Source organism: Exiguobacterium sp. Helios (genome assembly GCF_014524545.1).
Taxonomy (GTDB): domain Bacteria; phylum Bacillota; class Bacilli; order Exiguobacteriales; family Exiguobacteriaceae; genus Exiguobacterium_A.
The window spans coordinates 2,640,157-2,664,847 of the sequence record NZ_CP053557.1; the positions used below are offsets into that span (position 1 = coordinate 2,640,157).

Annotated in this window: 23 protein-coding genes, 1 tRNA gene and 1 pseudogene; 3 read left to right on the forward strand and 22 right to left on the reverse strand. The window is 49.0% G+C overall.

What is annotated here, in order from left to right:
* Positions 1–22: 22 nt before the first annotated feature.
* The 5 genes from pgk to HNY42_RS13770 all read right to left on the reverse strand — a co-directional run bounded on the left by pgk (position 23) and on the right by HNY42_RS13770 (position 4,946).
* The gene (gene pgk / locus HNY42_RS13750; RefSeq protein ID WP_131502185.1) at positions 23–1,207 is read right to left on the reverse strand and encodes a phosphoglycerate kinase; all 1,185 of its coding nucleotides are present in this window, start codon (positions 1,205–1,207) and stop codon (positions 23–25) included.
* Between the two features lie 123 nt (positions 1,208–1,330).
* Positions 1,331–2,338, reverse strand: coding sequence for a type I glyceraldehyde-3-phosphate dehydrogenase (gene gap / locus HNY42_RS13755; protein WP_188004667.1), 1,008 nt, complete (start codon positions 2,336–2,338; stop codon positions 1,331–1,333).
* 53 nt (positions 2,339–2,391) lie between these two features.
* On the reverse strand, positions 2,392–3,420 hold the full coding sequence (locus tag HNY42_RS13760) for a sugar-binding transcriptional regulator (protein WP_131502186.1): 1,029 nt from the start codon (positions 3,418–3,420) through the stop codon (positions 2,392–2,394).
* Positions 3,421–3,534: 114 nt separating this feature from the next.
* Positions 3,535–3,798: a glutaredoxin family protein gene (locus tag HNY42_RS13765; RefSeq protein WP_188004668.1), complete on the reverse strand. Its 264-nt coding sequence runs from the start codon at positions 3,796–3,798 to the stop codon at positions 3,535–3,537.
* Entirely contained in the window at positions 3,795–4,946 is a 1,152-nt protein-coding gene (locus tag HNY42_RS13770; RefSeq protein ID WP_188004669.1) for an RNA polymerase factor sigma-54, read from the reverse strand. Before HNY42_RS13770 ends, HNY42_RS13765 begins: the two co-directional genes overlap by 4 nt.
* A 166-nt stretch (positions 4,947–5,112) precedes the next feature.
* On the opposite strand from HNY42_RS13770, the gene HNY42_RS13775 reads away from it, so the two are divergent.
* Both HNY42_RS13775 and clpP read left to right on the forward strand, forming a co-directional pair.
* Positions 5,113–5,188, forward strand: a tRNA-Arg gene (locus HNY42_RS13775).
* A 177-nt stretch (positions 5,189–5,365) separates the two neighbouring features.
* A pseudogene (gene clpP / locus HNY42_RS13780) lies at positions 5,366–5,953 on the forward strand (ATP-dependent Clp endopeptidase proteolytic subunit ClpP); the annotation flags it as partial.
* A 115-nt stretch (positions 5,954–6,068) separates the two neighbouring features.
* Here clpP and HNY42_RS13785 read toward each other — a convergent pair.
* The 11 genes from HNY42_RS13785 to hprK all read right to left on the reverse strand — a co-directional run bounded on the left by HNY42_RS13785 (position 6,069) and on the right by hprK (position 15,229).
* Entirely contained in the window at positions 6,069–6,305 is a 237-nt protein-coding gene (locus HNY42_RS13785; RefSeq protein ID WP_012371268.1) for a hypothetical protein, read from the reverse strand.
* 81 nt (positions 6,306–6,386) lie between these two features.
* Entirely contained in the window at positions 6,387–7,343 is a 957-nt protein-coding gene (gene whiA, locus HNY42_RS13790) for a DNA-binding protein WhiA (protein ID WP_131502189.1), read from the reverse strand.
* The gene (gene yvcK, locus HNY42_RS13795; RefSeq protein WP_114595117.1) at positions 7,340–8,338 is read right to left on the reverse strand and encodes a gluconeogenesis factor YvcK family protein; all 999 of its coding nucleotides are present in this window, start codon (positions 8,336–8,338) and stop codon (positions 7,340–7,342) included. The genes whiA and yvcK overlap by 4 nt, the downstream gene beginning before the upstream one ends.
* Entirely contained in the window at positions 8,338–9,207 is an 870-nt protein-coding gene (gene rapZ, locus HNY42_RS13800; RefSeq protein ID WP_131502190.1) for an RNase adapter RapZ, read from the reverse strand. Before rapZ ends, yvcK begins: the two co-directional genes overlap by 1 nt.
* 112 nt (positions 9,208–9,319) lie before the next feature.
* Positions 9,320–10,282: a thioredoxin-disulfide reductase gene (gene trxB, locus HNY42_RS13805; protein WP_131502191.1), complete on the reverse strand. Its 963-nt coding sequence runs from the start codon at positions 10,280–10,282 to the stop codon at positions 9,320–9,322.
* A gap of 60 nt (positions 10,283–10,342) precedes the next feature.
* Positions 10,343–11,827: a tetratricopeptide repeat protein gene (locus HNY42_RS13810; RefSeq protein ID WP_188004670.1), complete on the reverse strand. Its 1,485-nt coding sequence runs from the start codon at positions 11,825–11,827 to the stop codon at positions 10,343–10,345.
* 96 nt (positions 11,828–11,923) lie between these two features.
* Complete coding sequence (gene kapB, locus HNY42_RS13815) at positions 11,924–12,304, reverse strand: sporulation phosphorelay system protein KapB (protein ID WP_131972313.1); 381 nt, start codon at positions 12,302–12,304, stop codon at positions 11,924–11,926.
* Between the two features lie 29 nt (positions 12,305–12,333).
* Positions 12,334–12,816 carry an acyltransferase gene (locus HNY42_RS13820; RefSeq protein WP_188004671.1) on the reverse strand — a complete coding sequence of 161 codons (483 nt, stop codon included), beginning with the start codon at positions 12,814–12,816 and terminating at the stop codon, positions 12,334–12,336.
* Complete coding sequence (ppaX, locus tag HNY42_RS13825; protein ID WP_188004672.1) at positions 12,800–13,456, reverse strand: pyrophosphatase PpaX; 657 nt, start codon at positions 13,454–13,456, stop codon at positions 12,800–12,802. Before ppaX ends, HNY42_RS13820 begins: the two co-directional genes overlap by 17 nt.
* Positions 13,457–13,460: 4 nt before the next feature.
* Positions 13,461–14,294 (reverse strand): prolipoprotein diacylglyceryl transferase, encoded by an 834-nt coding sequence (lgt, locus tag HNY42_RS13830; protein WP_131502196.1) that lies wholly within the window; start codon positions 14,292–14,294, stop codon positions 13,461–13,463.
* On the reverse strand, positions 14,294–15,229 hold the full coding sequence (gene hprK / locus HNY42_RS13835; protein ID WP_188004673.1) for an HPr(Ser) kinase/phosphatase: 936 nt from the start codon (positions 15,227–15,229) through the stop codon (positions 14,294–14,296). The genes lgt and hprK overlap by 1 nt, the downstream gene beginning before the upstream one ends.
* Before the next feature lie 119 nt (positions 15,230–15,348).
* On the opposite strand from hprK, the gene HNY42_RS13840 reads away from it, so the two are divergent.
* Complete coding sequence (locus HNY42_RS13840; RefSeq protein WP_131502197.1) at positions 15,349–15,741, forward strand: hypothetical protein; 393 nt, start codon at positions 15,349–15,351, stop codon at positions 15,739–15,741.
* 106 nt (positions 15,742–15,847) lie between these two features.
* Here HNY42_RS13840 and HNY42_RS13845 read toward each other — a convergent pair whose 3' ends face one another.
* The 6 genes from HNY42_RS13845 to HNY42_RS16315 all read right to left on the reverse strand — a co-directional run bounded on the left by HNY42_RS13845 (position 15,848) and on the right by HNY42_RS16315 (position 24,656).
* Positions 15,848–16,951, reverse strand: a complete 1,104-nt coding sequence (locus HNY42_RS13845) for a DUF4097 family beta strand repeat-containing protein (protein WP_131502198.1) — start codon at positions 16,949–16,951, stop codon at positions 15,848–15,850.
* A 108-nt stretch (positions 16,952–17,059) separates the two neighbouring features.
* Positions 17,060–19,915 (reverse strand): excinuclease ABC subunit UvrA, encoded by a 2,856-nt coding sequence (gene uvrA, locus HNY42_RS13850; RefSeq protein WP_188004674.1) that lies wholly within the window; start codon positions 19,913–19,915, stop codon positions 17,060–17,062.
* A gap of 1 nt (position 19,916) precedes the next feature.
* Positions 19,917–21,884 (reverse strand): excinuclease ABC subunit UvrB, encoded by a 1,968-nt coding sequence (gene uvrB / locus HNY42_RS13855; RefSeq protein ID WP_370528945.1) that lies wholly within the window; start codon positions 21,882–21,884, stop codon positions 19,917–19,919.
* Positions 21,885–22,051: 167 nt separating this feature from the next.
* Positions 22,052–23,215 carry a PDZ domain-containing protein gene (locus tag HNY42_RS13860; RefSeq protein ID WP_188004675.1) on the reverse strand — a complete coding sequence of 388 codons (1,164 nt, stop codon included), beginning with the start codon at positions 23,213–23,215 and terminating at the stop codon, positions 22,052–22,054.
* Positions 23,216–23,234: 19 nt separating this feature from the next.
* Positions 23,235–24,494, reverse strand: a complete 1,260-nt coding sequence (locus HNY42_RS13865) for a S41 family peptidase (RefSeq protein ID WP_255508358.1) — start codon at positions 24,492–24,494, stop codon at positions 23,235–23,237.
* A complete protein-coding gene (locus HNY42_RS16315) occupies positions 24,495–24,656 on the reverse strand; it encodes a hypothetical protein (protein ID WP_255508359.1) in 162 nt (53 codons plus the stop codon). It lies immediately after the preceding gene.
* Positions 24,657–24,691: the final 35 nt, after the last annotated feature.

Consider the following 24,691-nt stretch of genomic DNA (forward strand, 5'->3'; position numbering starts at 1 on the left):
ACACTCCCTTGTGAACTTTAGATTACTTGTCGTTAAGCGCTTCGACACCTGGAAGAGCTTTACCTTCCATGAACTCGAGGCTTGCGCCGCCACCAGTAGAAATGTGACTCATTTTATCTGCAAGACCGAATTTCTCAGCCGCTGCAGCAGAATCTCCACCACCGATGATCGAGTATGCATCGCTGTCCGCTAATGCTTGAGCGACACCTTTTGTTCCGTTTGCATATTTATCAAGTTCGAACACACCCATTGGTCCGTTCCAGACAACGAGTTTCGAATCCTTGATTGCTTCTGCATACAGTTCGATTGTTTTCGGACCGATATCGAGTGACATATGATCCGCTGGGATACTGTCGATATCGCGTGGTCCGACGTATGTTTCTTCGCCGAATTCCTTCGTGATGACACAGTCGACCGGCATCAAGAATTTAACGCCTTTATCTTCTGCTTTTTTCATGAATTCCTTCGCCTGTTCGATTTTGTCAACTTCAAGAAGTGACGTACCGACTTCATAACCTTGAGCTTTAAGGAATGTATAAGATAATCCTCCGCCGATGATCAACGTATCGACGATATCAAGCAAGTGATCGATGACGCCGATTTTGTCCGCGACTTTCGAACCACCGATGATCGCTGTAAACGGACGATCCGGGTTTGAGAGGGCTTTACCGAGAACCTGAAGTTCTTTTTCGATCAACAATCCTGCTACAGCTGTCTCGACATGGTGTGCGATTCCTTCTGTAGAAGCGTGCGCACGGTGCGCTGCACCAAATGCGTCGTTGACGAAAACGTCTGCAAGTTTCGCAAAACCTTCTGCGAGTTCAGGATCGTTTTTCGTTTCGCCTGGGTAGAAACGAACGTTTTCAAGAACGATGACGTCTCCTTCTTCAAGCTTGCTGACCGCTTCTTCAGCGACCGGACCGTATGCTTCTTCAACGAGCTTGATGTCCTTACCAAGCAGTTCGCTAAGGCGTGCTACGACTGGTGCAAGTGAGAACTCAGGGTTTTTCTCGCCTTTTGGACGTCCCATATGGCTTGCGAGGATGACTTTCGCTCCACCGTCAACCAAGTGTTTGATTGTCGGAAGGGCAGCACGGATCCGTGTATCATCTGTGATTTTGCCGTCTTCTAGCGGTACGTTGAAGTCCACACGTGTAAACACGCGTTTTCCTTTTACATCGATATCGCGAATTGATTTCTTATTCATACATTCGTCCTCCGTCTCATACGTATAGTGAGGGGCTGATGCGCCCCTCCAGACTTTTTTCCGCAATAAGAGCGGAGACTGTATCGTTTCCGCTCTTATTCAATTGCTATTTAATTGCTCGAATTACTTAGCGATTTCTGCGAAGTGTTTGAGTGTGCGAATGAGCTGGCTAGTGTAAGACATTTCGTTGTCATACCAAGCAACTGTTTTAACGAGTTGTTTGTCGCCGACTGTAACGACTTTCGTTTGTGTTGCATCGAAGAGTGATCCGTAAGAGATACCAACGATGTCAGAAGAAACGATTTCGTCTTCAGTGTAACCGTAAGATTCGTTAGCTGCTGCTTTCATTGCCGCGTTAACTTCTTCAACTGTTACTTTCTTCTCGAGAACTGTTGTGAGCTCAGTGAGTGAACCTGTAGCAACTGGTACACGTTGTGCTGCGCCATCAAGTTTACCTTGAAGTTCTGGAAGAACAAGACCGATTGCTTTAGCAGCACCAGTTGAGTTAGGAACGATGTTAGCTGCCGCTGCACGTGCACGACGGAAGTCACCTTTAGGGTGTGGAGCGTCGAGTGTGTTTTGGTCGCCAGTGTAAGCGTGGATCGTTGTCATGAGACCTTGAACGATTCCGTACTGATCTTGAAGAACTTTAGCCATAGGCGCGAGACAGTTCGTAGTACATGAAGCACCAGAGATAACTGTTTCAGTTCCGTCAAGAATTTCGTGGTTCGTGTTGAAGACAACTGTTTTCATGTCGCCAGTAGCAGGTGCTGAGATAACGACTTTCTTAGCTCCAGCTTTCAAGTGAAGCTCAGCTTTTTCTTTGTCTGTGAAGAAACCAGTACATTCGAGAACGATGTCAACACCGAGCTCGCCCCATGGGAGTTCTTCTGGGTTGCGGTTAGCAAGTGTTTTGATTTCTTTACCGTTGACGAGGAAGTAACCGTCGTGTACTTCAACTTCTCCGTCGAAACGACCTTGAGTCGTATCATATTTCAAGAGGTGTGCAAGCATTTTAGTGTCTGTAAGGTCATTGATTGCGACTACTTCGATTCCGTCAAACTGAAGAATTTGACGAAGTGCCAAACGTCCGATACGTCCAAATCCATTAATACCAACTTTTACTGCCATGATAATTTTCCTCCTTTTAATGTAAAGCGAGTTATCTATTATTCAAAAGGGGGCTACCCTTTCAAAATCGTTGTTGCTGCCCCTTCATCCGTAATCAGGATGATGTCCGGGGACTGTTTGACATACGCATTGATTGCTTCTGCTTTAGAATGTCCTCCGGCGACGACGATGACGTGTTCGACTTGTTTTAAGTCGTCGAGTTGAAGACCAACTGTCTTCACCCGGTGCACGATTTTTCCGTCCCGATCGAAGTAATAACCAAATGCTTCCGCTACCGCATGTTCCTGTTCAAGCTGTTCCAGTAACTCGGTCGAAGCGCGACGACGTTTTGCCATCGTTTTTGCCTCACCAATTCCATGTACCACGATTGAGGCATCTTTAATCATTTGTAACACATTTTTAATGCTTGGCTCTTCCACCATCTTCACAAACGTTTCCTTACTGACCATGTCTGGTATGTGCAATAAGTGATAATCACTTTGTGCACGGGATGCCATCCGTGAGCAGACCGTATTCGCTTGCAATTCAAGGGTTTCGCCTAAGCCGCCACGTGCCGGCACGAACGTCATCGGACGGTTTTCCTTATCGGGCGACATCATCGCCGCGACGGAAGCCATCGTCGTACCTCCTGTGACTGCAATCGTGTTGTGTACTTCTGAAGAAAGTTCCCGTTTCAAGCGTGCGACCGTCGCACGTCCCATATCGCGTTGCACCCAGAAGGTTTGATCCGAATCCCCTGGTACGATGACGACATCCCGGACACCCAGTTTTTCCTGTAAGGCTTTCGCCATGTCAGAAATACCGGCCAGTTCTGCCATCACGCTGTGCATACTTCGTAAGACGATCCGCCCTTCATCCGTCAAAGACATTCCTTGTGTCGCCACTTCGAGCAATCCCTGCTCTTTCAGGAAGTCCACTTCCCGGCGTAATACCCGTTCCGTCAAGCCGAGGCTTGTTGCCAGGGTCCGCCGGCCAATCGGCTGCATGAGCCGGACATAATGAAGTATGTCGTAACGTGTCTGCATTTCTTCGATCAGATCAGGCACGATTCGTTTTTGGATCTGTACTAACTGCCGAATCATGTATTCCCGCTCCTCTCAAGTTGCTGGACACTTTACGTCCCGCGTGTCATATCTTGTCCCACTTGGTACATCCTCATCATAACAGCCCTCGTACAAGGATTCAAGCCTCGCCCTTTAACTTTTTTCAAGTAAGCGGTTTCTTATCGCCTCTGTCTCAAATTTGCCATAACTCCAAATTTCAGACTGATGCATGACGACAGGAATTTCATATAAAAAACGGAGACTGAGCGCAGCATCTTCTTCAATGTTCATTTCTTCGAACGTCCAATCCGGAAATTCATCGAGTACGAAATCAAGTAAGAAGGCGGCTTCCTCACATAGCGTACATCCGGGACGTGAATACAGTGTTAAGGTCGTGTGTTCTTTTGATGGCATCATTCATTCGCCTCTCGTCGTTTCGTCATGTCGGACCGGGTCAAGTGCAGACCCGCCCGATACTTCGCGACTGTCCGTCTTGCGACCCGGATGCCTTCCAGGTCGAGACGGTTGACGATCTGTTGATCCGACAACGGCGAGGTCGCTTCCTGAATCAATTGTGCGATTCGGGCCTTGATTAAAAAGCTCGATGTGCCGCTTTTCGTCTTCGATACAAAAAAATTCTCAAGCTCAAGGGTTCCCTGAACCGTCCGGATCGTTTTGTTGGCAATCGCCCGACCAATCGTCGAAGGATGGTATCCCGTTTGTTCGGCGACTTCTTTTTTCGTCAACGGTTCTAAATGAAGTTCCCTTTTGAACCAACGGATTTGCCGCGCAATGATAACGTCCAGAATCGCATGCAAGGTTTTGCGTCGTCGTTCATAGGCGCTCAAAAAAGGTGTTGCTTCCTCAAGATCCGTCCACGACGTATCAAGTGTTAAGCCATACCAGTTGACTTGCACCTGACCGTCGACCCACTCGACATCGGCTTCCGGGATCGTCATCGTGGTCGATGTCGGTAAGAGTGGGGTTTTCGGTAACCGTTCAATCCGTAGCTTCATTTGTTTCCGCTCTGTCCTGTCATTAATCTTTTCCAAGACGTTTGTAAGAGATTGCCCGTCTGACAGATCAGCGACCAGATCAATCAAACGGTCTTCCTCAAGCTCCATGGCATGCAACAGGCGACACTCCGCTTCCGAGCGTGCCGCAATTCCGGTCGGTTCACATTGCTGAAGCAGTTGTCGTGCCTGCTTGATTGTCGACTCCTCACAGTCAAGCAAAACTGCTAATCGTGCGTCGGTCGTTCTGAGTAATCCATCCGCGTCTAAGTACATGATGAGTTGTTCCGCCATATATCCTATTTCCTGTCTGACCGATTCTAAACGTATTTGCTGAAGAAGTTCCGCTTCAAACGAGTCAATCCGGTCTGCGACATGCTCTAAATCCGGCGGAATCATTTTTCTTCCATTATGTTCAGTCCGAGTAGCACGACGGATGATTCGGTACAATCGTTCCTCGAGTTCTGCCCGCGTCTCTTCCAGCACCGCCAATTGAAACAACTGAGCGGCTGACATCACGAGACACTGTGCTTGTTCCTGTCTCTGTTCCATCCGTTCCCCTCCCTTTCCCGATTAAAATAGATTCTGCTTCTATTATATAGGATGGACCTTCATTCAATCGTCTCTTACGTTTTGACAAAAAATCAGTAAACTTGAAAATCTAGTATTGCTTTTCTGAAAAAATGTCGGTATACTATTAATTGTTCAGTAATTACATGCACCCGTAGCTCAGGGGATAGAGCACTGGTTTCCGGTACCAGGTGTCGGGAGTTCAAATCTCTCCGGGTGTACCATACTTGAATCTTCAGGCAATGCCGTTTACGGTATTGCCTTTTTTCTATACTGATATGTTTAACAGGAACTGTTTCAGGAAAAATATATAAAACCAACAGCGTATCTTTTGACCAATATTGACCAAAGGATTATGATAAGGACAAGTCGAATATGAGCTACATACCAACCATAAGGAGGCAAAGACTATGTTAATTCCAACAGTCATCGAACAAACCAACCGCGGGGAACGTGCTTACGATATCTATTCCCGTTTGCTGAAAGACCGCATCATCCTTCTCGGGAGCGCGATTGACGACAACGTCGCCAACTCAGTCGTTGCCCAGTTACTTTTCCTAGCAGCAGAAGATCCAGATAAAGAAATCTCACTTTACATCAACAGCCCGGGCGGCTCAATCACAGCAGGTATGGCGATTTACGATACGATGAACTTCATCAAACCGCAAGTTTCAACCATCTGTATCGGAATGGCTGCTTCAATGGGTGCATTCTTGCTTCAAGCCGGCGCTAAAGGAAAACGTTTTGCACTTCCAAACGCCGAAATCATGATCCACCAACCACTCGGTGGAACACAAGGTCAAGCATCGGACATCAAAATCCATGCGGAACGCATCATCAAAATGCGTGAACACTTAAACAAAATCATGGCTGAAAACACAGGACAACCACTTGAAGTCATCGAGCGTGATACAGAGCGCGATAACTTCATGTCTGCTCAAGCAGCCGCTGACTACGGTTTAATCGACCGCGTCATGGAACGTGCATAATTTTCATCAGACCGTCTTCGCAACTTGCGAGGACGGTTTTTTCATGTGTACAAAAAAAGACCACTGTCCTTTGCGTCACTCTTCTCAGAACAGACGCGGACAGAGGTCCTATTTTTTAGTCGATCAAATCTGTGATATCAGATACGATATCGTGGTTTTCGCGAATCAATGTGTAGATTCCGTTCGCATGAGGTGAAAGTTCTTCTTCCGCCTGCAATTGTTTCAGGAACAACGATGTCGCAAAAGCGACGAGCGTACTTTTTGGTACACCGATCGTTTTCGCTTTTTTCGTAAGCACTTCATCAAACTTCGCATCAACTGTCAGCGAAATACGTTTTTTCTCATTAGCCATTTCAAAAACTCCTTAATTCGAACATTTAGTTGCATCGACTATATATTATAGTAGACTATTGTTCATCTCGCAAGTTACTCCCTAAAGAGCCCCGGTCATCGACTCGCCGTTTCGGATTTTATCCGCAATTTGATCAATCTTGCGCAATCGATGATTGATCCCGGATTTCGAGATGGAACCACTCTCGACCATCTCACCGAGTTCCTGCAAGGTCACGTCTTGATGTGTCACCCGCAAGATGGCGATTTCTCTTAATTTGTCCGGCAAGACATCAAGTCCGACCGTCCGTTCGAGAAACTTAATGTTCTCGACCTGGCGTAACGCCGCCCCGACGGTTTTGTTGAGGTTCGCCGTCTCACAGTTGACGAGCCGGTTGACCGAATTCCGCATATCTTTTAAAATCCGGACATCCTCAAACCGTAACATCGAATACGTTGCTCCGACGAGCTTAAGAAAATCAGAAATCTTCTCACTTTCCTTGATGTAGAGAATATGTCCTTTTTTCCGTTCAATCGCTTTTGCATTCAAATCAAACTGATTCGTCAGGCTGCGTAAAGCAGCATTATGTTCTTCGTACAGACTGAAGATTTCCAGATGGTACGAAGACGTCGCCGGATTGTTCAACGAGCCTCCGGCTAAAAAGGCACCGCGCAGATAGGCCCGCGCACGCCGTTCGTCGTTGACGATCGAATCACTAATCGAACGGATCATCGTAAACCCTTCCCCTAAAATACCAAGGTCTTGTAAAATCTTATCCGCCTGTTGTTTGACGCGGACGATATAGACATTATTTTTCTTCAGACGCATTTTTTTCCGGACGAGTAAATCCAGATGGACGGCATAGGCGCGTTTGAGCAAGGAATAAATACGGCGGGCAATCGAAGCGTTTTCCGTCGAGATATCCAGTGTCAGTCCACGTCCCAGTCCAAATGAGATTGCTCCATTCATCCGGGCCAAGGCAGCAAGTTCCGCCTTCATTTCATGATCGGTGATCGCGATTTGCGTTAACTCTTTTTTGACTTCTGATGCAAAACTCACGTCAGTTCCTCCTTCCCTTCGAATTGACGCACGCGTCGAATGGATAGAACTTTCCGCATGACGAGGCTTGCGACAGCATCCGAGTCATGACGGATGAAGTGATGGTTATAATCCACGATATCGTCCGCGAGTACTTCAATTCCTGCTTCTTCAAAGCTTGATTCATCATAGGTCACGATGTCGGCATGATCCTTTTGATACTTCCGCAGATAACTGACATCAATCGATTCGTTGTTGACGATGATTGTATCAATCACCCCTTTACCGAGGAATCGTTCCAACACATTCAAGTGATCATTTGCCGTAAAGGCTGTCGTCTCACCCGGTTGCGTCATGACGTTACAAATATAGACGACCGGCGCAAGCGATTGACTGATGGCGTCCCGGATTTCCTCAATCAGGACGTTCGGAATGACACTCGTATAGAGACTGCCGGGACCGAGGACGATGACATCAGCATCAAGAATCGCCTGAATCGCTTCCGGAACCGGACGGACATCCTCTTCCTCGAGGAAAATCCGCTCGATGACTTTGCCGACTTTCGGAATCAGGGATTCCCCTTTGACGATCGTTCCGTCTTCAAACTCGGCGCATAACGTAATCGTCCGTTCCGTCGCCGGATAGACTTTCCCTTCGGCATTCAAGAGTTGTCCCATGACACCGATCGCTTCGACGAAGGAGCCGTTACAGAGCTGCGTCGCTGCCGTCAGCATCAAATTACCGAGTGAGTGCCCGTGCAGACCTTCTCCCGTCTCAAAACGGTACTGCATGATCCGGTCCATCAACGTTTCCGATTTCGACAGCGAGACGATGACGTTCCGGATATCGCCCGGCGGTAACATGTTAAACTCTGTCCGTAGACGGCCCGAGCTTCCGCCGTCATCCGCGACGGTGACGATGGCCGTGATATCAAGCGGGTAATGTTTTAATCCGCGCAAGAGAGTCGATAGGCCCGTTCCTCCGCCGATAGCGACGACTTTTCGTTCCCATTTCATTATCTCTCCTCCTTCGCGTGGACATAATCCCGGTGATTCGTCACGATATGGTATTGGTTCTTAAACTCTTTACTGATCGCTTCAGCAAACGTAATCGACCGGTGTTTTCCACCGGTACAACCGAGCGCCACGACGAGCTGCGATTTTCCTTCCCGCTCATACTGGGGAATCAGGAATTCGAGCATGTCGACGAGCTTTTTATAAAACAGCTTCGCTTCCGGCCACTGCATGACATAAGACGAGACTTCAAGATCGAGACCGGTCTTCGGTCGGAGTTCCGGAATGTAAAACGGGTTCGGCAGGAAACGTAAGTCAAACACGAGATCTGCGTCGAGCGGCAGACCGTGCTTGAAACCAAACGACATGACATTGACGGTGAACGGAATCCGTTCCCCTTCGGTAAACTCTTTTAAGATCCGTTCCTTTAAGGCGAGCGGTTTAATATCACTCGTATCCATCAGCAACTGGGCTTTATCGCGGAATCCTTCGAGCAATGTCCGTTCCCGTTCGATGCCGATCAACGGAGACGCGGTCGGCGCCAACGGATGCGACCGGCGGGATTCTTTATACCGGCGGACGAGTACATCATTGCGGGCATCAAGATACAACATCCGGATTTGCAGATTCGTTTTTTTCAAATCTTCATAAACGACAAAGAAGCTGTCAATGAAATCACGAGCCCGTGTATCGATGGCAACGGCGATTTTCGGACGCACCTGCCCAATCACTTCAATCAATTGTGGCAATAACGTCGGTGGTAGATTGTCGACACAAAAATAGCCTAAGTCTTCAAAGCTGTTCATTGCGACCGTTTTTCCGGCGCCACTCATTCCTGTAATGATGACCAGTTGCGGTTGATTCTGTTCCATCTCTTCGCCCTCCAGACAACAGTTCCGTGTGTATTTTTTACTCTCGTTTCAGTATAACATAAAAAAAGAGCCAGCTTGATGGAAGAGCTTCCCAACCAAGCTGGATCTTGAATTAGACTTGTGATGATTCCTGTAATTCTTCAAGCAACGCTTCGATATAGTGTTGCGCGTTTTGCGCCGCAATCGAACCGTCGTTTGTTGCTGTGACGACTTGACGAAGTGTTTTTTCACGGACATCGCCGGCTGCAAAAATACCTTTGATGTTCGTTTCCATGCCTTCGTTCGTCACGACATATCCTTGATCGTTTAAGATGCCGAGATCCTGCACATATCCTGTGATCGGGTTCATCCCGATGTAGATGAAGACACCATCAATCGGATACGTCGTCGTTTCCGCTGTTTTTGTATTGATCAATTCCACGCCGCCGACTTTTCCGTTATCTTCGTTGATCTGTTTGACCGTATGGTTCCAGATGAAATCGATTTTCGGATTGTCGAATGCACGTTTTTGAAGAATTTTTTGAGCGCGTAACTCTTCACGACGGTGAACAATCGTGACTTTTTTCGCGAAGCGTGTCAAGTAGACACCTTCTTCGACAGCCGAGTCACCGCCACCGATGACGAACAGTTCTTTTTCTTTAAAGAACGCACCGTCACAGACCGCACAGTAGGAGACACCGCGTCCGCCGAGTTCTTCCTCGCCCGGCACACCGATTTTCTTGTACTGGGCTCCTGAAGCGATAATGATCGCCCGAGCATGGTAATCCTTGTTGTGTGCGTGAACGGTCTTGAATGCCGGACCGTCTTCGATGCTGCGAACGTCTCCGTACGCATACTCTGCACCAAATGCTTTGGAATGGTCGAACATTTTTTGTGAAAGATCCGGTCCAAGAATGCTGTCATAGCCCGGATAGTTTTCGATGTCTTCCGTGTTGGCCATCTGTCCGCCCGGAATACCGCGTTCAATCATCAAAGTCGAAAGGTTCGCACGTGATGCGTAAAGTGCCGCTGTCATGCCGGCAGGACCGGCACCAATAATGATGACGTCATAAATTTTCTGTTCAGTTTCTGTCATGATTCCACCCCATCTGTATTTTCGTTGTAATTTGAGTATAGGTGAGAATCGTACAAACGTCTAACACTTTGCACGGGCCGGGTTCAAAACGCGTTGATAGGAACGGATCGTCGCTGCGGTATCATCAAATGAAACATGAACGAGTGACGCACAGTCTTCAATCAACATGCCGTCGCGGACATCGTGAAACAGATAGATCAAGGCCGCAGCCGACTGTTCGACCGAATCAAACGTCTCACCGCTCAGGACGAGTCGGGCAAATCGTTCGTAAAAATCACCTTCGAGGCTCATTCGTTCTTCATCCGAAACAAAACGTTCCGCCAAACGGATTGTCATCAAGGCACGTTGAATCCGAGCATTGATCACTTCGTGCTCCCCGTTCATCTCATGAATGATTTGTTCGGTCAGTAATAAAACGTCCGGATGATCCGTCACTTCCGGCATCATCGATAATGCGAGCTTCGCTTCTTCATCGTTCAGCTTGCCGAGTAACAAGGCCGTAAAAATCCGCGAGACATCATCTTCCGTCTTCAAGGCCTGGATCAAGGCGGAGCGGAACTGGAGGTTATGACGGATGTCGTAAGCTTCCCGTTCTTCCCGCATGCCTTGCGCTTCTTCTGATTGAAGGAACGCAGCCGCTTCTTCGATGTGTCCCGTCTTGAATGCTGAAATCGACAACCAGTGGCCAAACAACGGGTCTCCCCGGTAGCCGCGACGTTCAAGTAACTTCAGTTCTTCGTACGCCAAATCGTGGCGACCGATGATCGCAAGCGTTGAAGCGACCTTATAGCGCGTCTCAAGATTCACAGAGCGGACGTGTTCGAGTTTGTTCGACAAACGGTGTGCTTCTTCATCTTGTCCCATCTCATGCAACAACACGAGCGTGTTACAGAGAGCATGCAAGTTTCCCGGATTTCCATCAAGGACTTGTTCGAGTGAAGCAAACGCACGATCATTTTCACCGAGGTAAAACTCGACGATCGCAAGATTGTTATAGGCCGGCCAAAATGTCGGATACTGGGCAATCAACGACTCCAATGTGTCCTGCGCCGCAAAGAGCATCCCTTTATCGATTTGACGTTGTGCTTGAGCATGTAAACGAATCAATTCATCCTCATCGTCATCTTCCATCTCTTGTTCGAGATCGATTAATTCCACGAGCGCGGCCGATGCCTCTGCGTGTTTCCCGTTTGGTGCACTGGATAAATATTCAAGCGCGTACTTTTTCGCCTCTTCATATAAGGAGACATGCGCGTAGTTATTCGCTAAATAAAACAAGGATTCCGTATTTGACTGGTCGAGCGTCCGCACTTGTTTCAAGACATCATTTGCATGATTGATTTCGCCTGTCTCGAATAAAACACGGGCGTAACGTAAAAGGTAACGGATGTCACTCGGCTGAAGTGTTGTCGCTTCGTCGAGGTGATAGACCGCCTCTTCCAGTCGCCCTTCCCGGTGCGCCTTCCGTCCGCGGAAATAAAAAAGCTCCGCTTGGCGCGTTGTAATCGCAAAGGGGTCTGCTTTGTATTCAGTTAATTCCATCATGATTCAAGCCCCCATAGATCTAAATCTGGTTTCGTAGTTGCAGAGACAAGAATAACCTATCTCGGAAACCGTTGCAACAGAAAAAAACGCCGGGGTTTATCCCCAGCGTTTCGCATAAATCGATTCCAGTTCCTTGTAATTCTCCAAGCATTTTTGTACGAAAGCATCCGTCTCCGGGTTTTGTCCATTCAAACGTTCGACTTCCTTGTCATATGCCTGGCGTAAGCTTTCGGCATAGCTCGGAATCTCACCTTCATAGGCATAGACGACACCGGGGGCGACCGTCACTTTTTCGTGCGGGTGTAAGGCAGTACGGACATGGAAGAGCGGGACATCGACCTGATTCGGATTGTGCAGATCACCTTGAATCGGATGTTTCTCGACGGCCAATACCTCGACGACCAACCCTTGCGGACGTTCGGCAAATAATCTTCCGAAATACTTTCCTGTTTTATACGTAAAGCGGATTTGATTCATCTCGTCCTCTCCTCCTTCTCACATTTTTGTCACATTTCGTGCCGGCGGAGCGGCTGACTCGAGACCCGTTCGCCGGGCAGAATATCCCGGTGGACGACGGAACCTGCTCCGACCATCGCACCGTCCCCGATCGTCACTCCGGGCAGAATCGTCACATTCGCGCCAATCAACACATCGTTCCCGATCGTCACGTTCCCGATCCGGTATTCGGTCGTCAAGTATTCGTGACAAAGAATCGTCGTATTAAATCCGATGATCGTATTGGAGCCGATCGTAATCCGTTCCGGGAACATCGTATCCGGCATGACCATCAGAGCGAGTGCCGTCCGGTCACCGATTTTCATCCGTAAACACGTCCGGTAGAGGCTGTTCTTGAAACGAAGCGACGGTGAGAACCGGCCGATCGTGATAATCGTAAAACACCACATCACTTTGAAGAACGACACCGTCCGGTACATATGCCAAAGCGGGTTCGTTGCCCCGACGTGATACCGGTCAGTCCGCCGTGGCATTTTCGGCCTCGATCCAGTCACTTAACTGTTCCATCGAATCAATGATTAAATCCGGCTGCAATGCTTCGAGATACGCACGTCCTTTAATGGCCCAGCCGACAGCAACGGTTTTCAGACCGGCATTTTTCCCGCCGTGGATGTCCGTATCATTATCGCCGACCATGATCGTTTCTTCCCGGGTCGAACCGAGTAACGCCATCGCCTTTTCAAACGGTTCGACAGCCGGTTTCTCTTCCGTCACATCATCTGCTGCGATGATGGCATCAAACAGATGCGTCAATCCAAACAGTTCGATTCCTTTTAACGCGACGCGGCGACTCTTCGACGTGACGATCGCTAATTTATAACCTTGTTCCTTCAATTTTCGTAATCCGTCGAGGACACCCGGATACTCGAGGACAAGCGCATCATGCATCGCGATGTTGTAACTCCGGTAAAAAGCGACCATCTCTTTCCACTGGTCCGCATTCATTTCCGAAAACGACTTTTCAAGCGTCGGTCCGATGAACGGAAGCAGTTCCGCTTCCGTAAACGTCCGGTCCGGATAGTAATAATCGAGCGTGTGGGCAAAACTTTTTAGAATGAGCGGGTTCGTATCAATCAACGTCCCGTCGAGATCAAATAGAATCGTTTGAATCATCGGTTCATTTCGCCTCCCGTTTTGTTCCGTCCAAATAACGAACGGCATTTTTACGGACGAATAGCATGATCAGACCAAAGACAATCAAACAAATCGAGACGATTTGCGCGGTCCGGAGTCCGCCTCCCATCATCAAACTGTCCGTACGTAAACCCTCGATGTAAAAACGGCCAATCGAATACCAGATCAGGTAACCGAGGAACACATAACCGCGGCGCGGGTTGAACTTCATCCGCCAAACGATCAATAAGATGACACCGATGATGTTCCAAATACTTTCATATAAGAACGTCGGAATGTAATAGACACCGTCGATGTACATCTGATTGACGATCCAGTCCGGTAAGTGCAACGTATCCTGCAGGAATGTCCATGTCGTTTCTCCGCCGTGGGCTTCCTGGTTAAAGAAGTTCCCCCAGCGTCCGACCGCTTGTCCGAATAACAGCGACGGCGCCAAAATATCGGCAATTTGCCAAAACGAGATGTTTTTCTTGCGCGTATAAATCAGCACGGTCAAAATCGCACCGATGATCGCACCATGAATCGCAATCCCGCCCTGGCGGATGTTGATGATTTGATCAAGATTCTGACCGTAATAATCCCATTCAAACGCGACATAATAAATACGGGCACAGATGATACTGATCGGAATCGACCAGATGACAACGTCGACGGCATACTCTTCGTTAAAGCCGATCCGTTTTGATTCAAAAATCGCAATCATCAGACCGACGACAGCGCCAAGCGCGATGACGATCCCGTACCAGTAAATCGGAATCGGGCCCAGTTCGATGGCTACCCGATCAAACGTCGGTTGGACACTCGCTAATGTTCCCATCAAAGACCACCATTCCCATCTTCAATCGCTTGCGCAAGACGACCTGCAAACTCTTCTGCTGTATTGATACCCATATTTTTCAGACGGTAGTTCATCGCGGCTACCTCGATGATGACGGCTAAGTTTCGTCCGGGACGAACCGGAATCGTCAAGAACGGGATTTCCGTATCGATGATTTGCAGTGTTTCCTGGTCCAGTCCTACCCGATCGTAGACTTTCGTCTGATCCCAAATTTCTAAATTACAGACGAGGCTGATTTTCTTGTGCGAACGAACGGCACCGGCACCGAATAACGTCATCACATCGATGATGCCGATTCCGCGGATTTCAAGCAGATGCTGAATCAATTTCGGAGCTGTCCCGACGAGAATCCCGTCGCCGGTCTGACGAATCTCGACCGAATCATCGGCGACCAAACGGTGTCCCCGTTTGACGAGTTCAAGGGCTGTCTCGGATTTCCCGACGCCGCTTGCCCCTTTGATGAAGACACCGACGCCGTATATGTCGACGAGCACGCCGTGCATCGCGGTCGTTGGTGCCAGTTCCGCTTCGAGGAAGTTCGTGATTTGCGATTCGACCGATGTCGTATGTCCCTTCGTCGTCAAAAGCGGGACGTTCGTTTCGTCCGCTGCTTTGACGATCGCTTCCGGCACATCAAAACCACGTGTAATCAAAATTCCCGGTGTTTCATCCGTACAGAGAACATTCGCCCGTTCGAGCTGTTCTTCATACGTCAAGTTGTTGAAAAACGTCAATTCCGTTTTTCCGAGAATCTGGAGACGTTCTGCTGGATAATAGGCATAATACCCGGCGAGGACAAGACCCGGTCGACAAAGATCAGCCGTCAGAATCGGACGGTGTAAGCCCTCTTCTCCGGTGACGATTTTTAAATTGAATTGCTTTACGATTTCAGCTGTTCGCACTTTTGGTTGCACGCTCAATCAGCCCCTTTCACTTGAAGTATTGTACCATATTTTTACGGAAATCAAGGAATTCGATTAGAAGTGGACGATCTTGGGAATGGATTACAGATAACATAAAAAGGAGGGATATTATGATGGACGCTTCAGGCAGTGGCATAGGTTTCATCATCATCATGATTTTATTCGGTATTCTTGCCATCGTCGGCTTTGTTTACCTTATCATCGCACTGATCGACATGTGGAAAGCTTACTCGCGCAATCAGGATCAAACAGCATTACTGTTCTTCATCATCTCGATTATCGGAATCTTTATCAGCGGTTCATTTATCTCGTACATTCTGGCTATCATTTTCTATTGGAACCGCTCACGCCGGAAGAGTTGGATGGGAATCGGATTGATCGTTCTTTCGATTGTCCTCGGCATCATCGGTGTCATCGCATTGCTCTCGTTTGGTTATGACATGAACAATTTCGAAAACATGAATTTTGACGATCCGATGATGGATCAGGATTACGATTATTAATGAGTATCACTTTTTGACTCGGCGACTCCCTATCCTCTGATAGCGGGTCGTCTTTTTTCGGCAAAAAAATCCCTGCCTCCCGATTGATTCAGGGGCAGGGATCACTTTATAGGGTTTGAGGGCTCAAATGAACACCGTGTGTGACTGAAATCGTACCCGTCTTCGTATCGGCAGCGACTTCAATTTTTGGCGTCCGTCCACGACCTGACAGGAAGTGGAGTTTCCGGTTGACGACTTCTTTTTGATCACGGATCAATTCCATCTCATCCAGGTTACAGTTCAATCCGCCAAAGTTCGTTTCCAGTTCACCGTAGACTTCCGCACCATGCGGTAACATCAAGGCGATACTTCCCGCAAGCGATGAGGCCTGAATCTTCGCATCCTGAACCGTCTTCAGTTCACACCGGACGTTTCCGTTCGCCGTCTTCAGCTCAGACCGTTCAAATACACCGGTTGCGATGACTTGACCATTGGCTGTCTTCGCTTTTAACGACTTGATTTCCGATTCTTCGATTTCAATCGAACCGTTGGCTGTTGATGTCTTCACTTCTTCACTGAACAGGTCGCGGACATGAATCCGTCCGTTTGCTGTCATCAGTTGCACCGACGTCGCATCGAGTGACGATAACGTCACTTCCCCGTTTAACGTCTGCAATATCAATGATTCATAGTGACGGCGCGGAATCTTCAAATGAACCGTCGCCCGAACACGTTTATCTTTTAAACGAATCGATAACGTATTCGCAGAGACAGAGTGCTGAAGTGCTGCTTGCAGTTGCTCCAGTGCCTGTTCTTCGTTAACTTGACGGAGCGGGCGACCGGTAACGGTCAACTCACACTCTTCCAGGTCACCGGGCTCAACGATGGCATTGGCATTAAATAAATCCAAATGAATCGTCTCACCACTGAACGGGAATTGTTTGACGTACGTGACGTTCGGTCCGGATGTTTGGTTGAGTGACAAGTCACTCTCTTTGATCCGGTTGACGAGGCCGTCAAAAGCTGACATGACCTTTGTTGTCAAAGAATCGACCGTATAATGATCGACCCGGTCGTATTGTTCCGGTTCATCCACATATTTATGCTGACTTGCCGACGACGGGTTCTGATCGATTGCTTCAAGCCGTTCGAGTTTGTCGAGCGCTTCGTCAATCGTCAGCTTTCCTTCTTTCACCTGTTCAAGTATCAGTTGGCGCATATCTTGCTTCATCAATATTTCCCTCCTCTGATCTGGTACACGTTAATCGATGTGACTTGCTTATTTACTTCGTTCTACTTTCCTTACTTCCCTTTTTACGATTCCTGAATCAAAAAAGTTTCACGATTCGATTCGGGCAGCGTCTCGTTCAAGAACAGGAGCGAGGTAATGACCTGTATAGGATTCCTTGACTGCTGCGATTTCTTCAGGTGTTCCGGTCGCGACAATCTTCCCGCCACCGTCTCCGCCCTCTGGTCCGAGATCGATCAAATAGTCGGCTGTTTTGATGACATCCAGGTTGTGTTCGATGACGAGCACCGTGTCTCCGTTGTCGACGAGTCGTTGCAAGACTTTCAGCAACCGGGCGATATCGTGGACGTGCAGCCCTGTCGTCGGTTCATCGAGAATATAAATCGTTTTCCCGGTCGACCGTTTATGCAGTTCCGATGCCAGCTTGACCCGTTGTGCTTCTCCGCCGGACAGTTCCGTCGCCGGTTGTCCGAGACGCATATACGTCAGACCAACGTCGGCAATCGTCTGCAGTTTGCGGCTGATTTTCGGAATCTTTTCAAAGAATTCCAACGCATCTTCGACTGTCATCTCAAGGACATCAGCAATCGTCTTGCCTTTATATTTCACTTCCAGCGTTTCCCGGTTGTAGCGTTTCCCGTGACAGATTTCACACGGCACGTAAACATCCGGCAGGAAGTGCATTTCGATCTTGATGATTCCGTCGCCGCGGCAGGCTTCACAACGTCCGCCTTTGATATTGAAACTGAAACGGCCTTTTTTGTAACCGCGGAGTTTTGCTTCATTCGTCGACGCAAAGACATCACGGATATCGTCAAAGACACCGGTGTAGGTTGCCGGATTCGAACGCGGTGTCCGACCGATCGGAGATTGGTCGATATCGATGACTTTATCGATTTGATCGAGTCCGGAAATGCCTTTGTGCGCCCCCGGTTTTTCTTTCGCCCGGTTCATCTCATGGGCAATCGTCTTGTAGAGAATCTCATTGATTAATGTCGATTTTCCGGAACCGGATACTCCGGTCACGGCAACGAACAAACCAAGTGGAATGTCGACATCGACGTTTTTCAAATTGTTTTCCGATGCTTTATGAATCTGTAAGGCCCGACCGTCCGGTTGTTTCCGTTCAGACGGCACCGGAATGAACTTCTTGCCGGAGAGGTATTGTCCCGTCAACGAGTTCGGATCCTGCATCAATTCTTCTGGACGCCCCGCTGCCGTGACGAATCCGCCGTGATCGCCGGCTCCCGGTCCGATATCAATCAGGTAATCCGCCGCCATCATCGTATCTTCATCGTGTTCGACGACGATCAACGTATTCCCGAGATCGCGCATCGTCTTCAATGTATTGATCAGGCGGTCGTTATCGCGTTGGTGGAGTCCGATTGACGGTTCATCGAGGACGTAGAGAACGCCTGTCAAACGCGATCCGATTTGCGTCGCAAGACGAATCCGTTGCGCTTCCCCACCGGATAATGTTCCGGCAGCACGCGAGATCGTCAGATAATCCAAACCAACGTTTTCGAGGAACGACGATCGTTCATGAATTTCGCGGACGATCATCCGTGAAATTGTCTGATCCTTTTCTGATAATTTACTTGGTAACTCTTCAAACCAGACGACTGCTTGTTTGACGGACATCTTCGTTACGTCACCGATGTGGATCCCTGACACTTTGACCGCAAGTGATTCGCGTTTCAAGCGGTGTCCTTTACACGTCGGACAAGCTTTTTTCGCCATATACCCTTCCATCTGTTCACGGATGTAGTCCGATGACGTCTCTTTGAAGCGGCGTTGCAGGTTATTCAAGACGCCTTCAAAAAATAACGATGTATTCCGGACCATCCCGAAGTCATTTTCATAGCGGAACTGAATCTCTTCCTTACTGCTACCATTTAATACAATATCGTGGTGTTCTTCCGACAACTGTTCGAACGGCGTATCCATATCGATGTTGAAGTGACTGCAGACCGCTGCCAACAGCTGCGGATAATACTGTGAACTGGTCGGTTCCCAGGCAATGATTGCCCCTTCGTTGAGCGATTTATCCGGATGCGGCACGACGAGATCGACATCAACTTCCAGTTTCGTTCCGAGACCGTCGCATGACGTACAGGCACCAAACGGTGAGTTGAACGAGAACATCCGTGGTTCAAGTTCACCGATGGAGAAGCCGCAGATCGGGCAGGCATGGTGTTCGCTGAACAACAGTTCGTTCCCATCCATCGTATCTACGATGACGCGGCCGTCGGCAAGACGGAGTGCCGTCTCAAGAGAATCGGCGAGGCGGGCTTCGACGTCCGGACGGACAACGACCCGGTCGACGACGACTTCAATCGAGTGTTTTTTATTTTTCTCGAGTTCGATGTCATCCGTCAAATCAATCGTTTCTCCATCGACACGGACGCGGACGAAACCTTCTTTTTTCAAATCTTCGAAGACTTTGACATGAGCGCCTTTTCGTCCGGAAATGATCGGCGCGAGAATTTGCAGACGGCTGCGTTCCGGCAGTTCCATCACTTGGTCGACCATCTGACTGATCGTCTGGCTCGAAATTTCAATGCCGTGATTCGGACAGATTGGTTTCCCGATCCGTGCATAGAGCAGGCGGAGATAGTCATAGATTTCCGTGACCGTCCCGACCGTCGAACGCGGGTTTTTACTCGTCGTCTTTTGGTCGATTGAAATGGCCGGGCTAAGTCCTTCAATCGCATCGACATCCGGTTTGTCCATCTGACCTAAAAACTGACGGGCGTAAGCGGACAGACTTTCGACATAACGCCGTTGTCCTTCCGCATAAATCGTGTCGAACGCGAGCGATGATTTCCCCGATCCTGATAAGCCCGTCAGAACGACGAGCTGATCGCGCGGGATTTCAACATCGATGTTTTGTAAGTTATTGACGCGAGCGCCCTTGATGATGATCTTGTTCTTTTTTTCTGCCAACTTAGGCACCTGCTTTCAATTCTAAGATAAGGTCACGCAATTCTGCTGCCCGTTCAAACTGCATATCTTTCGCCGCTTGACGCATCTCTTGATCGAGTTGTTCGAGCAATGTTTCGCGTTCCGGTTTTTTCAATTTGTTGAACTTCTCGAGTTTTTCGACGGTATCATCATTCTCAATCGTCGTACTGATGACACCCCGGACATCTTTTTGAATCGTTTTCGGCGTAATACCGTGTTCTTTATTAAAGGCGAGCTGAATGTTGCGCCGCCGTTCCGTTTCATCAATGGCCCGCTGCATCGAGTCGGTCATCTTATCGGCAAAGAGAATGACGTGTCCCTCCGAGTTCCTTGCGGCCCGGCCGATCGTCTGAATCAGCGACCGTTCCGACCGCAGGAATCCTTCTTTATCGGCATCGAGAATCGTTACGAGCGAGACTTCCGGAATATCAAGTCCTTCCCGCAACAGGTTAATCCCGACAAGGACATCGTATTTGCCGAGCCGCAGATCGCGGATGATTTCAATCCGTTCGAGGGTCTTGATTTCCGAGTGCATATAGTTGACCTTGACGCCATGTTCTTTCAGGTAGTCCGTCAAGTCTTCCGACATTTTTTTCGTCAGCGTCGTCACGAGAACCCGTTCATTTTTCGCGACACGCTCACGGATGTTATCCATCAAGTAGTCGATTTGTCCCGTGATCGGATGAATCTCGATCGTCGGGTCGACCAGTCCGGTCGGCCGGATGATCTGTTCGACCATCTCTTTTGTATGTTCGATTTCGTAAGGACCCGGTGTCGCCGAGATATAGATCGCTTGGCTGACCTTCTCTTCGAACTCCTCGAACCGGAGAGGTCGGTTATCCTTCGCCGACGGCAGACGGAAACCGTGATCGACGAGGACTTGTTTCCGCGCCTGGTCCCCGTTATACATACCGCGGATTTGCGGCAATGTAACGTGCGACTCATCGGCAACGAGTAAGAAGTCTTTCGGGAAATAGTCGATCAGCGTATACGGTGTCGAGCCCGGTGGCATTAAGTTCAAGTGACGGGAATAGTTTTCAATCCCGGAACAGTAGCCCATTTCACGCATCATCTCGAGATCGTAGTTCGTCCGTTGTTCGAGACGCTGGGCTTCAAGCAACATGCCGTCTTCACGCATCTTCGCGAGTTGCGTTTCGAGCTCAGCCTCAATGTTCGTAATCGCTTTTTGCAGACGGGTATCCCCCGTCACGAAGTGGGATGCCGGGAAAATCGAAATGTGTTCCCGGTCGGCAATGATTTCCCCTGTCAATGGATCCATATCACGAATCCGTTCAATCTCATCTCCGAAAAATTCGATCCGGACACACTGTTCATCGCGGGACGCCGGGAAGATTTCAACAACATCACCCCGAACACGGAACCGCCCGCGCTGGAAGTCGATATCATTTCGTTCATATTGAATGTCGATCAGACGACGCAACATCTCGTTTCGTCCCATCTCGTTTCCGACACGCAACGACAGCACGTGGTTGTTGTACTCTTCCGGATTACCGAGACCATAGATACACGACACCGACGCGACAATCAGGACGTCTTCCCGTTCGAACAAGGAAGATGTCGCCGAGTGACGCAGCTTGTCAATCTCATCGTTGATCGATGAATCTTTTTCGATGAACGTATCCGTCGACGGCACATAGGCTTCCGGTTGGTAGTAATCATAAAAGCTGACGAAATATTCGACCGCGTTATTTGGGAAGAACTCTTTGAACTCCGAATACAGCTGACCGGCAAGCGTCTTATTGTGTGCCAAGACCAGCGTCGGCTTCTTAATCTCTTTGATGACGTTCGAGACGGTAAAGGTTTTCCCTGTCCCTGTCGCGCCGAGCAACGTCTGATGGCGTTCACCTTTCTTGACGCCTGCAATCAATTTTTTAATCGCTTCCGGCTGATCGCCACCTGGTTCAAATGGTGATACTAACTCAAAATCCATCGTATTCTTCCCCCTCATCCAGTTCACAAAATCTATTTTTATTGTACCACTTTACGAACAAACATTCGACTTTGAAGTGCTCCTCTTAGAAGTTACCCGTTTTTCGCCAAAAGAAAAAGTCCAGCCCGTAGGCTGAACTGTTTTTTGAGCTGGATTTTGATTTTGAATCACTGAAGCGTCCGGATTTTCGTCCGTTTATTACCGGGCTCACTGACGAACAAAATCCCGAGATCGTGATGATCCTGTTCATAAAAGGCCCGCTGTGCGAACCGGACGTCTCCGTTATGGTTCATGACTTCGAGACGCAGGTACGGTTTATGTTTTTGAATCGCTTCATAAAATGATTTCTCCGACTCGACGAACTCCCCGTTGACTTTATAGATTGCTTCACCCGGAACAAGCCCCATCTCGGAAGCCGGTTTCTCCGGTAATGTGCCGAGAATGACGACGCCACGTTTACCGTTCAGGAACAACGGGGTCTGGGACCGGTTAAGTCGTTTCGTCCGCTGATGCAGAATCAGGTGAATAATGAGCAGGGCCGGCAACCCGTACAACCAGATGTCCTGTCCGGTCAGGAATGCGCCTACTGCGAGCACGACGGACAACAAGAACGTAATCAGCCGCCCTTGGATCAGGGGACGGATCAGCTGGTCCGGCAACTGGCCGGTAAAGAGGAAACTGAAGCCGATCGGCAGGAACAAGACAATCGGAACGAACTCCGGAAACGACCATTGCGGGATCAATGCTTCGAAACTGCTTCCCGGCACGAAGACGATGAGCGGAATCAGCCACAGTTTGTTGGACGACAACCCGCCGATGTAACGTCCCCGTTTCGATAAGACGAGCGAAGGCGATAAATTCTTTTTCCCCCGCCAGATCAGCAACAGCAATTCGGCGCCTAACGACAGGGCCGCAAGCAGCATCCAATCGCTGACGCTGACATCACGGAGACCGTCAATCCGGTCACTCGTCATGAACCAGGTGAGACCTGCCAGGATGACAAGCGGTCCGAGCGGTAAATTGAATCGGATGATACCCGTCAACAAAATCAAAAACGTCAACACCATGAAGGCGATCAGAAACTCTGACGAGACCGTCAATGTCAGACTTACACTGATGACGGATAAGACAAGACCAACGACGAAGCCTGGAATAAGCGTTTCGAAGACATCGGTCCGCTTGCTACGCGTGCGTGACCGGAACAGATTCCGTTCGCGTTTGATACGTCGCATACTGAGTAAAAAACTGACTAGAATTGCTAACCACAAGATTGGACTAGCGAAGAGACTAATCACTGTCCAACCGAATCCATCGAGTAATTCCACGCTCATTCAGACCTCTTTCTGTGAGTTATTGTGCCGCGACGTCCAGCGCTTTGATGCGCTGAACATCATTTTTTTCATCTTCCAGTTTCTTCAGGAGACGGGTTTCCATTTCGGACGCCGTCACTTGATCGATTTTACCGGTCACTTCGAGTTTCGCTTCTTTTTGAAGACGCTCGACGGCCTGCTTCATCGTATCGCCATAGTAACCGTCCTGCCCTTTTGGATCGAAGCCGATTGCTTCGAGGACCAGGTGCGCGTTTTCGACGGCTTTGCCGTAATCCCCAGTCGCAAGTGTCTTGTCATCGGTTAGAATCTTCGTCACATTAAAGTAATCTGGCTGCTTGACTTCGACCGTCGGCTTGACCCCTTTTTTATGAATCCAGTTTCCGTCCGGAGTCAGCCATTTGTTCGTCGTCAGCTTCAAATCACTGCCGTCTTTTAAATCATAGGCACTTTGGACGATTCCTTTCCCGAATGACTTCGTTCCGACCACTTCCGCACCGGCGCCTTCTTTGAGACCGGCAGCCAGAATTTCCGAAGCTGAGGCCGATCCGCTGTCTTCGAGGACAACAAGCTTATAAGGTTTCTTCTCGTCCGCTTTCCCGAATTCCTGCGTCCGCTCCCCTTTGTTGTCCTCTACCTGGAAAATCGGTGTCTCTTTCGGAATGAACGGCGCAATCATTTGCGAGACGGCCGTCAGCAGGCCGCCCGGATTTCCCCTGACATCGATGACAAGTCCATCAATGTTTTTCTCCTCGAGCGCTGCGAGTTGTTCCTCGAACTCTTTTGCCGTCGGATCCGAGAATTGTGTCACCTGCAGGACACCAATCGTCTTGCCATTAACTTTTTCCGTCTTCGAATAGACGGTTTCAATCGGAATCGTATCGCGGACGATCGAAATCTTCATCGGATCCTGTCCGCCGCGTTGAATCGTCAAGACGACTTTCGTCCCTTTTTCGCCGCGGATTTTCTTGACCGCTTGATCCGTTTTCTGTCCTTTTGTTGATTTACCGTCGATTTCTAAAATAATATCCCCCGGTTTGATACCGGCTTTTTCAGCGGGCGATCCCTTGATCGGTGAGACGATGACAATCGATTCGCCTTTTTGTTCGAGCGTCGCACCGATGCCTTCGAATGAAGACGACAAATTCGTGTTGAACGATGCCGTTTCCGATTCGTCCATATAGACGGAATAGGGATCTTCGAGGACTTCCGTCATTCCCGTCAGTGCCCCTTCGAGCAACTCCTGATCCGTCACGTCCTCGAGATAATTTTGGGAAATCATCTATCTGACCTGATCAATCTTTTTCCAATCTCCCGTTGCGTTAGACGAAGAACTCGTCGCCACTGAATCCGTTCCACCTGCCGCTAACATCCCGACAGCCCCTGCTCCAAGACCCAAACCAAACGTACTGACCGCTATGACGGCCGTTGTCGATTTTTTCACGCGTAATTCCTCGTTTCTGGTGTAAACCTGCTATT

Excerpts from the sequence above, each read along its gene's own strand:
- yvcK (WP_114595117.1), bottom strand. The coding sequence starts at position 8,338 with ATGAAATGGGAACGAAAAGTCGTCGCTATCGGCGGAGGAACGGGCCTA.
- HNY42_RS13760 (WP_131502186.1), bottom strand. The coding sequence starts at position 3,420 with ATGATTCGGCAGTTAGTACAGATCCAAAAACGAATCGTGCCTGATCTG.
- HNY42_RS13785 (WP_012371268.1), bottom strand. The coding sequence starts at position 6,305 with ATGGCTAATGAGAAAAAACGTATTTCGCTGACAGTTGATGCGAAGTTT.
- HNY42_RS13770 (WP_188004669.1), bottom strand. The coding sequence starts at position 4,946 with ATGGAACAGAGACAGGAACAAGCACAGTGTCTCGTGATGTCAGCCGCT.
- gap (WP_188004667.1), bottom strand. The coding sequence starts at position 2,338 with ATGGCAGTAAAAGTTGGTATTAATGGATTTGGACGTATCGGACGTTTG.
- kapB (WP_131972313.1), bottom strand. The coding sequence starts at position 12,304 with ATGAATCAAATCCGCTTTACGTATAAAACAGGAAAGTATTTCGGAAGA.
- HNY42_RS13845 (WP_131502198.1), bottom strand. The coding sequence starts at position 16,951 with ATGAAGCAAGATATGCGCCAACTGATACTTGAACAGGTGAAAGAAGGA.
- HNY42_RS13840 (WP_131502197.1), top strand. The coding sequence starts at position 15,349 with ATGATGGACGCTTCAGGCAGTGGCATAGGTTTCATCATCATCATGATT.
- ppaX (WP_188004672.1), bottom strand. The coding sequence starts at position 13,456 with ATGATTCAAACGATTCTATTTGATCTCGACGGGACGTTGATTGATACG.
- lgt (WP_131502196.1), bottom strand. The coding sequence starts at position 14,294 with ATGGGAACATTAGCGAGTGTCCAACCGACGTTTGATCGGGTAGCCATC.
- HNY42_RS13765 (WP_188004668.1), bottom strand. The coding sequence starts at position 3,798 with ATGATGCCATCAAAAGAACACACGACCTTAACACTGTATTCACGTCCC.
- pgk (WP_131502185.1), bottom strand. The coding sequence starts at position 1,207 with ATGAATAAGAAATCAATTCGCGATATCGATGTAAAAGGAAAACGCGTG.
- HNY42_RS13810 (WP_188004670.1), bottom strand. The coding sequence starts at position 11,827 with ATGATGGAATTAACTGAATACAAAGCAGACCCCTTTGCGATTACAACG.
- uvrB (WP_370528945.1), bottom strand. The coding sequence starts at position 21,884 with ATGGATTTTGAGTTAGTATCACCATTTGAACCAGGTGGCGATCAGCCG.
- rapZ (WP_131502190.1), bottom strand. The coding sequence starts at position 9,207 with ATGGAACAGAATCAACCGCAACTGGTCATCATTACAGGAATGAGTGGC.
- HNY42_RS13820 (WP_188004671.1), bottom strand. The coding sequence starts at position 12,816 with ATGCCACGGCGGACTGACCGGTATCACGTCGGGGCAACGAACCCGCTT.
- HNY42_RS13865 (WP_255508358.1), bottom strand. The coding sequence starts at position 24,494 with ATGATTTCCCAAAATTATCTCGAGGACGTGACGGATCAGGAGTTGCTC.
- HNY42_RS13860 (WP_188004675.1), bottom strand. The coding sequence starts at position 23,215 with ATGAGCGTGGAATTACTCGATGGATTCGGTTGGACAGTGATTAGTCTC.
- trxB (WP_131502191.1), bottom strand. The coding sequence starts at position 10,282 with ATGACAGAAACTGAACAGAAAATTTATGACGTCATCATTATTGGTGCC.